Annotated in this window: 8 protein-coding genes; 3 read left to right on the top strand and 5 right to left on the bottom strand. The window is 58.2% G+C overall.

Annotated features, from left to right (window positions below; translation table 11 throughout):
- Positions 1-381: an MGMT family protein gene (locus ACIX8_RS05580; RefSeq protein WP_014264350.1), complete on the bottom strand. Its 381-nt coding sequence runs from the start codon at positions 379-381 to the stop codon at positions 1-3.
- 8 nt (positions 382-389) lie between these two features.
- Complete coding sequence (locus tag ACIX8_RS05575; protein WP_014264349.1) at positions 390-908, bottom strand: DoxX family protein; 519 nt, start codon at positions 906-908, stop codon at positions 390-392.
- 244 nt (positions 909-1,152) lie between these two features.
- On the opposite strand from ACIX8_RS05575, the gene ACIX8_RS05570 reads away from it, so the two are divergent.
- The 3 genes from ACIX8_RS05570 to ACIX8_RS05560 all read left to right on the top strand — a co-directional run bounded on the left by ACIX8_RS05570 (position 1,153) and on the right by ACIX8_RS05560 (position 6,343).
- On the top strand, positions 1,153-2,355 hold the full coding sequence (locus ACIX8_RS05570) for a Gfo/Idh/MocA family protein (RefSeq protein ID WP_223295470.1): 1,203 nt from the start codon (positions 1,153-1,155) through the stop codon (positions 2,353-2,355).
- 177 nt (positions 2,356-2,532) lie between these two features.
- Positions 2,533-5,055, top strand: a complete 2,523-nt coding sequence (locus ACIX8_RS05565) for a glycoside hydrolase family 2 protein (RefSeq protein WP_014264347.1) — start codon at positions 2,533-2,535, stop codon at positions 5,053-5,055.
- 82 nt (positions 5,056-5,137) lie between these two features.
- Entirely contained in the window at positions 5,138-6,343 is a 1,206-nt protein-coding gene (locus ACIX8_RS05560) for an alginate lyase family protein (RefSeq protein ID WP_014264346.1), read from the top strand.
- Positions 6,344-6,691: 348 nt separating this feature from the next.
- Here the strand turns inward: ACIX8_RS05560 and ACIX8_RS05555 are convergent, their stop codons facing one another.
- From ACIX8_RS05555 to ACIX8_RS05545, 3 genes are all read right to left on the bottom strand, one after another.
- Positions 6,692-7,384, bottom strand: a complete 693-nt coding sequence (locus ACIX8_RS05555) for a response regulator transcription factor (protein ID WP_014264345.1) — start codon at positions 7,382-7,384, stop codon at positions 6,692-6,694.
- Between the two features lie 11 nt (positions 7,385-7,395).
- On the bottom strand, positions 7,396-8,841 hold the full coding sequence (locus ACIX8_RS05550; protein ID WP_014264344.1) for a sensor histidine kinase: 1,446 nt from the start codon (positions 8,839-8,841) through the stop codon (positions 7,396-7,398).
- Between the two features lie 163 nt (positions 8,842-9,004).
- The gene (locus tag ACIX8_RS05545) at positions 9,005-12,961 is read right to left on the bottom strand and encodes a carboxypeptidase-like regulatory domain-containing protein (RefSeq protein WP_014264343.1); all 3,957 of its coding nucleotides are present in this window, start codon (positions 12,959-12,961) and stop codon (positions 9,005-9,007) included.
- Between the last annotated feature and the right edge of the window lie 157 nt (positions 12,962-13,118).

Here is a 13,118-nt window from a genome sequence, read left to right as displayed (position 1 = left end):
TTACTCCCATGGTTTCAAAAAGTGCTCGTACTTCTCCATGTCGACATGCTTGCCAGAAAACTTGACACCTTCCATCTGCAGGCGCAGGCGTTGCTCAGCCGTTCCCTCACCGCGCACCTTGATCTCTCCACCTACACCCACAACACGATGCCAGGGCAAAACATCCGGTTCCACCCTCAGCAACCGTGCCACCGCACGATGATAGAGAGGATATCCGGCAGCAGTAGCGACCTTTCCATAGGTACTCACTTTGCCTTTGGGAATAGAACTGATGACGCGACGGAACGCGGCATCACGATCGTCGTTCGGCCTCATCCCGGACTTGATGAGTTGCCGTTTCAGCTTGCTCCTATCGACAGGTTCGATTCCAAATCTCGGCACGGAAACGATTATTCTACTTTCAAGCGCCTCTTGACGAGACCATCTATCGATAACGGTCCTGAACCACCCAGGACGAGTGCCGCGAGGCAAGCGAGATACAGCAAGTTACACTCATACCCCGGCTGCCCAAACCGAGCGCCGGCAGGGGTCACAGCTATCAGTTTGATCGAGCTGAATCCATTCGGCAGATGCACTGTAAAGATAGCTACCACTAGAAGCACAGCCATCGGCAGGCTGGCGAGCGACACAAATGCGCCCAGAAGAACAGCCAGGCCACTAAACAGTTCGAGCAGAATCGTGAGCCAGGCCATCAGATGGGGACTTGGCACACCAAGCGCATGAAGAATCACGGCAAAGGCTTCGGGGCCTTTGGTCAGTTTTGCATAACCATGCTGCATGAAACCATAGCCGACGATCAGCCGTAAGGGAATGGGCGCCCAGCGGTTGAGAGGATACCGATAGAGCGCGGCAAAGTAGCCAAAGAGCGACGCTTTATCACCGTTTGATGTTTCACTCTGATTGTTCATGCTGGATCAGCTCTCCTGTTAAAGGGCGCGATGCCGCAGACATTCTGAAATGAAACGCACGCCAACGCATACTGTTAGAGTCTCTTGGGCGCGATAGGTTACGTTCGAACATCAAACCACGGGTTTCGATCCTTCCGCCCCGAAGACGGACGCTTCTTCGTTCCACATGTCATGGCAGCGCGACAGCCGTTGCTCCATCGGAATAAGATGAAACACGCAATTTGCAGGTAAAGGGGATGAATAGATGAGTGCAGGCAGTGGAATGGACCGGCGGTCGTTCTTGCAGACAATAGGCTCGGTGGGGCTCATGGGAGCCTTGCCGGAATCGTCCTTCGCAGCGCATACCGGCAGCGGACATATCGTGCATGAGATCGCACAGCCAGCGCAGGAGACGGACGCGAAACCCAGCCACACCATTCGCTTCGCCGTATGCGGCATGAGCCATGACCACATCTACGGAATGATCGGCGCCATCCAACGCGGCGGCGGTGTCATGGTGGCAGCCTATGGCGCGGAACCGGACAAGATTGCCGTGTTCCGCAAGCGCTTCCCAGACGTCAAAGTCGCCTCTTCCGAAGAGGAGATCCTGAACGACCCGTCGATCCAGTTGGTCATGAGCTCGAAGATCGCCAGCGAGCGTGCCGCCCTCGGCATCAAAGTGATGAAGCACGGCAAAGATTACCTGAGCGATAAGCCCGGCATCACGACACTGGAGCAGCTCGCCGAAGTCCGCAAGACCATCGCCGAAACCAAACGCATCTACGGCATCATGTACAGCGAGTTGCTGGAGGTAAAAGCTGCCGTCAAAGCTGGAGAATTGGTCCAGGCCGGAGCGATCGGCCGCGTCATCCAGACCATCAACATTGCGCCGCACCAGATTATGCAGAAGTCCGGCGACAACGGCGGCGGAGCCCCCCGCCCCGACTGGTTCTGGAACCCCGACCAGTACGGCGGAATTCTTTGCGATATCGGCTCGCACCAGGTGGATCAATTTCTCTACTACACAGGGTCCACGAAGGCTGAGATCGTCGAGTCGCAGATCGCTAATATCGCGCACCCCGAGCACCCGCGCTTCCAGGACTTCGGAGACATGGTGCTGCGCGGCAACAAGGGGTTCGGCTATGTTCGGCTGGACTGGTTCACGCCCGACGCACTCGGCACCTGGGGCGATGGAAGGCTCTTCATCCTCGGCACGCAAGGGTACATCGAGGTGCGCAAGTACACCGATGTCGCCGTCAAGCCACAAGGCAACAACCTCTTTATCGTGGACGGAAAGCAGTCGCGTTACATCGACTGCAACAACATCGATCTGCCCTTCGGTCCCCAGTTCGTCGCCGACATCGTCAACCGCACGCACACGGCACAGGACCAGGAACAGGCTCTCTTAGCGGCGGAACTGGTCATCACCGCTCAGAAGAACGCCAAGCTCGTGCATATGAACGCCTAACACACGATCACAAAGGGAGGCCGGAGGCGCAGACGATGCGTTATCCGGCCTCTCTTTCTTTTCCGCCGATCGCGAACGCATTCATTCTTTCCTTTCTGTACAACCGCTTGACAAGCGCAACCCGCGCTAGATATACCGCAGAAGACGGCTTTATCCTGGCCGAGCGACTTCACACCCATGCCACCTACCTTCTCTTCGCCTTCTCGCCGCCAGTTTTTGAAGTCTCTCGCCGCAACCGCGGCCGTCGCCCAGGGAGCTATTCCCTTGCGCGCATCTATTGTGCGGCCCTTCCTGGCCGCGGCGGATGCCTCCTCTACCTCGCTCAAACTCGATCAGCCCTGGGAGTACTACCAGGGCCCGTTGGCCGGTCCCTGGGCAGTCTGGCACGGAGACGAGATTGCCGTGTGGGAAAAGATATCTCTCCCTCATTGCTTCAATCACTACGATGCCTGCGATCCCGACACACCGTACTATCGCGGCCACGGCTGGTATCGCACCCATATTCCAGCCACGAATCCCCTGAAGAACGGCCGCACCCTGCTGCACTTTGAAGGTGCCGGCCAGACCTCGCAGGTCTACATCGGCACCAAGCTCATAGGGACGCATGTAGGCGGCTACGACGAGTTTGTCTACGACATCACCGACGCTCTCGCAACAGCCACGCCCGTGCCCGGAGCAGCAGTTACCAAAGGCAAAGAGAATGGCATTGCACTTGCCGTCCTCTGCGACAACTCGCAGGACCTCGAACGCTCTCCCTCGGACCTCAGCGACTTCAGCCTCTATGGCGGCCTCTATCGCCATGTGCACCTCGTCTATGCTCCTGCGGTATCGTTCGAATCACTCCACATCACACCGACAGTAGCTCTCGGCGCTCCAACCAAAGTCGCTCTACAAGGCCGCCTCCACAATCCGACGAAGCTTTCGGGCAATGTAACCCTGGCGATCCGCGTGAACGACGCCGACGGCAAGACCGTCCATCAGGCGACGAAGACCCTCGCCACGTGGAACGACGAGACAGAGATTGCCTCCTTCGAGATCACCGCACCGAAGCTCTGGTCGCCAAAGACACCACACCTGTACACCTGCAGCGTCAAACTCAGCAGCGAGCACGGCGACAGCGAGATGACGGAGCGCTTCGGCCTGAAGCACACGGAATGGGTCGACCACGGGCCTTTCAAATTGAACGGCGAACGTCTTCTGCTACGCGGCACGCAGCGCCACATGGACCACGCCGGTTATGCCGCCGCGCAGCCTGACGACCTGGTCCGCAAGGAGATGGAGTTGGTCAAGAAGATGGGCGCCAACTTCATCCGTCTCGGCCACTATCAGCAGACCAGCCAGGTGCTCGACCTCTGCGACGAACTCGGCATCCTCGTCTGGGAAGAAGCACCATGGTGTCGCGCCGGTATCGGCGATGAGCAGTGGAAGCAACAGACGCGCACCATGCTCGCGCACCTGATCGACCAGCACTACAACCATCCCTCCATTCTGATGTGGGGACTGGGCAATGAGGATGACTGGCCCAACGAATATCCCACGCTCGACCAGCAGGCCATCCGCAGCTTCATGCAGGAGATGAACGAGCTCGCACACAGCCTCGACTCCACGCGTGTCACCTCCTTCCGCCGCTGCGACTTCGCACGCGACATTCCCGACGTGTATTCGCCCTCCATCTGGGCGGGCTGGTATCGCGGAGTCTATACCGAATATCAGCAGTCGCTTGAGACCGAACGCGAGCGCGTCAAACACTTCATCCACATCGAATGGGGCGCGGACAGCCACGCCCGCCGCCACTCCGAAAACCCCGACGCCTCTCTCGCCAGGATCGCCACCGGCACAGGCACCGACGAACGCGGCCTCGACTACCTGCCCACCGGCGGCGCGCCGCGCATCTCCAAGGACGGCGACTGGTCCGAGAGCTACGCCTGCAACCTCTTCGACTGGCACCTCAAGGTGCAGGAGACCCTGCCCTGGTTTACCGGCTCCGCACAGTGGATCTTCAAGGACTTCACGACTCCGTTGCGCGCAGAAAATCCTGTTCCGCGCATCAACCAGAAGGGTCTGCTCGAACGCGATATGACGTTGAAGGAAGGCTACTTCGTCTTCCAGTCCTATTGGAGCGAAGAGCCGATGGTGCATCTCTACGGCCACTCATGGCCGGTACGCTGGGGTGCGGAAGACGAGCAGCGCATGGTGAAGGTCTACTCCAACTGCCCGTCCGCCGAACTCTTTGTCAACGGCAAATCCGTGGGCACCAAGCAACGTGACAGCCAGAACTTCCCTGCCGCCGGTCTGCGCTGGATGGCCAACTTCGTGCCCGGCAAGAACCATCTGCGCGTCATCGCGAAGAAAAACGGCATCACCCTCACCGACGAGATCGAATTCGAGTACCAGACCGCCAAGTGGGGCAAGCCCGCAAAGCTGGTGCTGCGTGAGCTTGCGCGCGAGGGAGACAAGGCCACCGTCGAAGCCACGTTAATAGACGCCAACGGCGTGCTCTGCCTCGACTCGCATGCGATCGTTCACTACACGCTTGCGGGCAGCGGCAAGCTGATCGACAACCTCGGAACCTCCACCGGCTCCCGCGTTGTGCAGATGTACAACGGACGCTCCCAGATCAGCCTGCAGCGCAACAACGGAGCCAACACGGTAGGCGTCGTCACCGAAGGCATCCCAGCCGCCTTCGTCTCCATCCTCTGACGGCACCACCTCCGCCCCTCGTAGCTCGTCACCTCATAGCTCGTAGCTGAATCCAAAGTCTTTCAGCTCACCAGGAGCCATCATGATCGATCGCCGCCGCTTTACGCTCTCCGCCGCCGCACTGGCACTCACACCCCAGTTGCGCGCACTCGCAGCCACAGCGGCCCCTCTAATCACAGCAAAAGAGATCGCTCGCATCGACCACGACCGAATCCTGCGCGCCGCGAATGAGTACCTTCCGCAACCGCCGATCACTCTCACTGCATCACACTCGCCACGCAGCACCGGAGGCCCGCACGACTACTTCTCCGAGGGCGACTACTGGTGGCCGGACCCGAAGAACCCCGGCGGCCCCTACATCCGCCGCGACGGCCTCTCCAACCCCCAGAACTTCAACGACCATCGTGAAGCCCTCATTCGCCTGAGCCTGCACGTCCCCGCGCTGACAGCCGCCTGGCTGCTCACCAAAGACACTCGCTACGCCAAACATGCCGCGCTCCATCTGCGTGCCTGGTTCCTCGATCCGGCAACGAAGATGAACCCCAACCTGCAATATGCGCAGGCGATCTTCGGGGTCAGTCCCGGCCGCGGTACCGGCATCATCGATACGCTGCATCTCATCGAGGTCACGCGCGCGATGCGACACATCGAGAAGGCCAACGTCCTCACACCTGCGGAGATCCAGGGTTTGCACGAGTGGTTCGCGCAATATCTCGACTGGATGAGCACCTCCAAAAACGGCATTGAGGAAGAACTCGCCAAGAACAATCACGGCACCTGCTGGGTCGCGCAGGCTGCGGCGTTCGCCGTCTACACCGGCAATCAGGACGCCATCGCCCTCTGCCGCAAGCGCTTCAAAGAAAACCTGATGCCCGACCAGCTCGCGCCCAACGGCAGCTTCCCTCTGGAGCTGGCGCGCACCAAGCCCTATAGCTATTCGCTCTTCGACCTCGACGTAACGGCCATCCTCTGCCAGCTCATCTCCACGAACGACGGCTCAGCCAACGACCTCTGGCAGTTCGCTCTGCCCAATGGCAATCGCTATAGGAAGGCCGTCGACTTCATGTTCCCGTTCATCCAGGAAAAGAGCAAGTGGCCCTACCCCAAGGACGTGGAGTACTTCGACGACATGCCCAACCGCCAGCCCAGCCTGCTCTTCGCTGGCCTGGCGTATAGCGAGCCGAAGTTCATCGCCCTCTGGCGCACACTTCCGCCCGATCCGAAGACTGCGGAGATCATCCGCAACTTCCCTGTTCGGCAGCCGTTGCTCTGGATCACAACGATGTAACGCAAAACCAGGATAGATGTCCCGTCTTTCTTGTTTCCCACAAAAGCGTCATCCTGAGCGGAGCGCCTCGCGCTTTCTGCGAGGTGCGCAGTCGAAGGACCCCGAGGGGTTTGATCTCACCCATACCGTCGGGATCTTTTCCACCACGAAAGTCCGGGCTCGAGCGCTCGAGGTAGAAAAGGTCCGGAGAGCTTGGGCAGGGATTATGCCCCTCGAGGTCCTTCGACTCCGCGTCCCAAAAACTGGGACGCTGCGCTCAGGATGACGTTTCAGTGGAGAGATAGAACGATGTTAGAGACTACGAATAAACTAATTGAGGTATGGCTGCTTGAGCCATACCCCAAATACTTACTCCTGCCTAAATCTATAACCGACATAATTCTCTGTAAGAAGATACTGCGGCGCCGCAGGATCATCCTCAATCTTCTTGCGCAACTGGCTGATATAGGTCCGCAGATACTCCCGCTCTCCGCCATACTCCGATCCCCAGATCGTCTTCAACAGACGATTATGCGCGAGCGGCTTTCCAGCATGCTGCATCAGCAGATGCAGCAGCTCAAACTCCTTAGGCGTCATATGCAACTCTTCATCGCGCTTCGTAACGCGGTGCGTAACCGGATCGATCGCCACATCGCCAATCTGTATCGCGCGTGTATCTTCTCCTACCGGAGTGCGCACCCGGCGAACAGCGGCGCGAATGCGTGCGGCCAGCTCAGATAACTGGAAGGGCTTGGTGACATAGTCATCAGCGCCAGCATCCAGCGCGAGCACTTTATCTTCTTCCTTGTCGCGAACGGTCAACACGATAATAGGCAGCCGCGGATAAGCCTCCCGCATCTTGTGGCAGGTTGCCATGCCTCCGATACCCGGCATATTCAGATCGAGCAGCACGACGTCATAAGCGGTCTTACGCAGCTCCAGCAAGCCGTTCTCTCCATTGGAGGCATCGGCCACAGTAAATCCAAGGGCCTGCAGTGTGCTGTGCAAACTGTGCCTTAGAGCAGAATCATCCTCAACGATTAGTACCGAGCCTTGTGTCACTGGCTTCTCCTTTATGCAGATAACGAAATAGAAAGACCTTTAGCGGGGAGCGAGATAGAGAAAGTCGTTCCCGTATCGCGCTCGCTCTCCACCCATAACTCGCCGCCATGCGCTTCGACGGCTCGCAACGCGACGGAAAGCCCAATTCCCGTGCCAGGAGCACGATGCTCCACATCCTGGCTGCGGTAGAAGCGTCGGAAGATCAAAGCCCGCTCTTCAACCGGAATGTAAGAGCCGTCATTGTGAATCGAAAGAATCACGGAGCCCCCATCTGCCTTCGCGGACAACTCAATCGCAGAGGCTGCGGGGCTATACTTCAGCGCGTTCTCGAGAATCTGGGCCAGGGCCATACTGAGCAACTCACGATCCCCCTCGATAGCCAGCCCTTCTTCAAAGTGCGTATGAAGCCGTTCGGTATCGAACTCCGAGCCCAGCTCTTCGATCGTCGCCTGCAATAGCGCACGCAGCTCCAGCGGCTTCCGTTGCAATCTCATCTCGCCGACATCAAGCCTGGAGGTACGAAGCAACTTATTGGTAAGGCTCGACAGCCGGGAAGCCTGTCCTTCGATGAGATCGACGAGTTCGATCTGGACCGGCGTAAGTCCGCCAATCTCGGAGAGTCCCGCACTCGAAATAGCAATCGTCGTCAGCGGTGTCTTCACCGCGTGCGCCAGCCCATCGAGCACCGCAGAACGAAGCTGCTCAGAGAGCTTTTCCGACTCGGCCACAACCTCTGCTTTGAGCGCGCGCGCCCGTTCCAGTGCGGAGGCCATCAGCGTGCCGACCGCGCTGGCCATCAGCGGATCGATCAAGTCGCCACGCAATAGCACCGCCCCGACCGGACGTGTTCCGGAACGCAGCACACGGATCGCTTCTTTCCTGCTTTCGGAATCGACATCACGGTCTGCCAACAAGGCCGCTCTCAGAGCCGCGGCGGCCCCTTCAGCGTCGCCAGTCCAGGAAAAGCGTTCTTCATGGGCCTCCCAGAGGCCGACACCGTCGAGATGAAAGCACTGCTGCACCAGCATGCTGAGATGGATGCCGACGGACTCTCTCCAGTCCAGGAGCAACATACGCTGCAACAACTCATAGAGCGCCAACTGCTGCTCATCATGACGCTGCAGGGCCTGATCTGTCCGTTTCACCGTATGGGATAGATAACTCACCAGCAGCGACACGCAGATGAATGTGGCGAGGGCCGTAATGTTTTCTGGCGCAGCGACGCGAAGCGTAAAGAGCGGCTGCGCAAAAAACAGGTCCAGGCTCACCGTAGCGCAGATCGATACCACCATGGCTGCGCGAAAGCCGACTCGCCATGCCACCAGGAGCGTCAGCAGCATATAGAGCGGAATCGTGGTCGCGAGGCCCAACGTATGCCGGACGTTGATAGCCCCGAACGCAACAACCAATACGCAGGCTGCGAGTGTGGCGATGACGGATCTGAAGCGAACGGACAAAAATCTCTCCTCTATAAGGATAGATAAGTATGCCTAAAGAAGGCATGAAGCTGTTATTTGGCGATCTTCATCAACTCACCCCCGCAAGTCATCCTCCGGATAGCGAAACAAAAATGGCGAAGCCCGTAGGCTTCGCCATTTTATGCTTCAGAGATGAACCGCGTCAGAAACTCAACTGCAACGACATCTGAATCTGGCGCGCGCTGCCGATGGTGTGGGTGACAGAACCAAGACTAAAGGGGCAGTTATAGAAACCCGTGTTGCTGGCATTGCAGGATGTGGGTAGAACCGGGGTCCCAGCGACCGGGAATCCATTGTAGTTCTGGTTCTGCGACACCTCGTTGCCAGGAACATCGAAGCTGCTGGTGTTGGTGAGGTTGTAGACATCGAACGTGTACTTGAGGCTGTAACGATCGGTGATGCTGGTGACCTTGACCAGGGAAGCATCCGCACGCTTCTGGAAGGCCTGGCGGAAGATATTGCGTTGTCCGGTAGTGAAGTTGGTTTCGTAAGGATCGGAGGCGGGGATAGCGCCATTCAAGCCTCCCGCCGGCAGCACCGGGATAGCGAAGCAGGAGGTCTTGAGAGCAAAGTCTCCAAACGCTCCGGAGAGACCGGTCTTGGCATTCTTCGGCGTACAGCCAGGAGCCAGCGGCACAATGGGGTTGGTAATGCCGTCGCTGACACCGTAGTAAACGCTGCCGATGGCACCGCTGAAATCGATGACGCTGTAAGGTTGACCGCTCTGCAGCACGGTAAGGCCGACCAGCGACCAGCCATTTTCCAGGTAGCCTTTAGCGGTGAACTTGGTAGCAAAATCCGGCAGCTTGTAAACGTAGTTGAAGTTGATGACATGCGTGCGGTCAAAGTCGGACGAAGCGTACCCGTCGCGCAGATTGAGCGGGTTATTGCCGTTATAGAAAAGTCCCAGCCCGCTCTGTTCGTCGAGCGCATGGGAGTAGGTGTAAGAAGCAGCGACCTGCAGGCCGTGGCTCATACGTTTTTCAATGTGGGCCGTCAGCGCGTTATAGGCATCGACACCGGCAGCCTTATAGTCGATCGATTCCGCTGCATAGCCGATATAAGGAACGCGATGGTCGACGTTGCCTCCCTCATAATCGGTGTCGTAGCTACTGCCATTATTCAGCGTAGCTCCGCCTACGTTGTAACCGTAGGAGAGAGTTTCGCCATGAATAGGACTCGTAGGTGAAGCAATTCCCGGCTGGTTGAACGGAACAGGGATGACCTGGTGACGGCCAAGATTGCCAACGTAGCCAAACTCAACGGCCAGGTCGTTGCGTGGCTGCCATTGAACGTCCAGCGTGTAGTTATAGGTATAGGGCAGCTTGTTGCCACGATCATAAACGCCCAGCGAGATCGGCCGCCCTCCGTTGTTAATCTCCCCCAGGTTAGGCAGGTACTTACTCAGGTCAGAGGCCTTGGGATTGGAGGGGGCCGCGGACTGAACATTCGTATAAGGATTAGCCAGGTTACCGGTTGCCGCCGTAGGCGTCTGGTTCGGAGGGGAGAAAGGGTCGTTCGTGTTACCCGGCCCGAGGTTATTCGTGCCGCAGGTAGGAATGTAATAGTCGTAGAGAGTGTTGTTCGGGCAGTTCTGCGCAGTGACAAAAGGAAGCTGCTGGTTGACGCCGAAGGGCCCGCCGGTAACGGTGCCGATCGCATATCCGGGCGAGAAATAGCTGAACAGCTCGCCACGGTCGTAGTACATGCCAAAGCCACTACGAATAACGACTTTGTTATGGAACATCTCGGGCTGCCAGGCTGCCCCGATACGCGGACCAATCCCCCATTGGCGGCCGGTAAGAGTCGTTGGACTTACACCTGAAGTACCGTTCGCATTGTTACCGGCGATGATGAAGCCGGGCTGCGTGATCACGTCCGCTACCGCGTTGTACTGATAGGCGTTCGGATCGTTGGGGTGGCTGGCATCGGGGAAATCGAAGTTGAAGATGCGACCCTGCTTCTCCGTTAGTCCACCGTCCCAGTCGTAGCGCACACCGGCCGTCAAGCTGAGAGTCGGCGTGACCTGGAACTTGTCCTGCACGTAGCTTCCAATCTGGTTCGCCCGATAGTAACGGCTGGCATCGCCCTGCAGGAAAGAGCTGACATAGAAGCTCGTAGAAGAGCTGCCAGGAGTGACGTAGCCTTGCGCAAACGCACTCAGATCGTCCGTGGCGACGGTACCGGTGCCCGTACGCTTGTCGATGGTGTTGAGCTGGGTATAGCTGTAGCTCGTTCCGAAGCTGACCGTGTGTTTGCCGATCGTCCAGATCGCATTGCCGGTAGGCTGCAAGCGGTTCTGAAAGACACCCGTGTTCGACGATTGCCCTTCCGCATTGGGGCCGATGTTCAGAATGCCCGTGCCGGAGAGACCGGCGTTGGCTGCAGCACTGCCCAATACATTCACAATCGAAACACCGGGAAAGTAGTTCGACCCAAATTCGTTAATCGAGACATTACCCTCCGAACCGCCGGGGATAGCGCTCGGACCGAAGGGCTGCTCGTTGTCGCCCCAGGTCTTCTCGCGCAGGAAACCCAGCGTCTCTGTCGTACTCAGGTTGGACTTCACCAGGTAGGTGTTGACGATAGAGAAGACCTGCGCGCCGGAGTCGAGGTGCTCGGTGAAGCCGGGAACATTGGAGTAGGAGTAGGGCGCAAGCGTGGGATCGTGCTGGTAGTAGTATTTCAACGCAATGGTGTCTTTCGTCGTAGCGTTGTAGTCGAGGTTCGCGACCAGCATGTCCGCCTTGAAGCGGCCGGTTCCCGGAAGGAAGGCGTTGAAGGGATGCGTCGGAGACAGGCTTGCCGATCCGGTGTCATTGGGAATGAGCCACTTTCCGGGCTCCCCGGGCAGTGCGGGCGAATTGAAAAGAGCCAGGGCCGTCCGATCGATGTTGCCGGCACTAAGAGTCTGGTTGGCATCTGGAAATTGTGCGTTCACGATGCTCGCAAAGCCTGAGGCGCTACGAGTGCTGTCGGAGAGGCCGACGGGGACGTTCATGAAGGAGTCCCCGATCTCCTGATCGGAGACGTGCAGATGCTGGTAGGAGAGAAAACCGAAGAGCTTGTCCTTGATGATGGGACCACCGAACGTGCCGCCGACAAGATAGCGGTGCAGCTCGGGGTTCTTCAGGTTGTCGGGAACATCCATATCGTTCTTGAAGAAGAAGGGCGCGGCATTGATCCAGTTCGTGCCACGACGGCCATAAAGCGTGCCGTGATAGGTGTTCGTGCCGGAGGCAGTGCTCATGTCGATATGCGCACCAGAGGTGGAGCCCTGCTGGGCGTCATACATCGAAGCGTTGACCCGAACCTCGGCAATCGTCTCAGGAGCCGGAGTAGGAATGGCGTTGCCGATCGAGAGATAGATCGAGGCTGCGGATTGAATGACGCCAGCCGCGCCATTGCTGGTGGAAACCCCCGTGCTATTGATTACGCGAGCCGAACCCACCTGGCTGGTGCTCTTGCCGTTGAACAGGCTGCTGGCGTCGACGCCATTCAACGAGAAGCTGTTGCTGGTATCGCGTTGGCCATTGGCCCAGATGGGAGCATTGCCCAGGCCGGAGTTCGCGCCCGTACCACCCGCAAGTTCGGAGTTAACTCCAGGCGAGAGAATCGCTACACCCGTAAAGCTGCCGGTCGGCAGAGGAATCGCCTCAATCTGAGACTTATCGAGCACATAGCCGTTCGTGGTGTCGGTCGCATTGAGCAGCGGATTGACATCGACGGTTACGGAATCCGATACAGCTCCCACCGCAAGCTGCGCCGGAAGAGTGATCGTACGGTCAGCCTGGACCAGGATGCCGGGATATCTCTGGCTTGAAAAACCGTCTCGCGTAAACGTCAGAGTGTACTTACCGATAGGCAGGTCATTCAGTGTGTAGGAACCTTGTGCGCTGGACTGCGCGGTGCGGGTAAGCTTGGTATCGTCCGAAACAGCCTTCACCTGCACCCCAGGCACAACGCTTCCCGAAGGATCGGTCACTGTTCCAACGATCCCCCCGAGAGTCTGCTGCGCTCGCGCAACACTCGGCGCAAGCAGGAAGAGACAGAGGGTGGAAAGAGCAAAGGCCGCGGCCATTCTGCGTAGGGAGAGCAAGGTGTTACCTCCTGGGAAGAACCTACGGGAGAGCTGCAAAGAAGAGACACGTATCGCATGCAGCCCAGCGGCCGTTGTTCTGAAACTCGTTTCCTGTGTAATCGGTACGTCTGAAAACGGAGGGACAGCCCCCTGTATTCCGGGGTTGTACGTTCTA

This window comes from Granulicella mallensis MP5ACTX8 (assembly GCF_000178955.2).
Taxonomy (GTDB): Bacteria; Acidobacteriota; Terriglobia; order Terriglobales; family Acidobacteriaceae; genus Granulicella; species Granulicella mallensis.
This window is presented reverse-complemented; position numbering and strand designations above follow the sequence as displayed.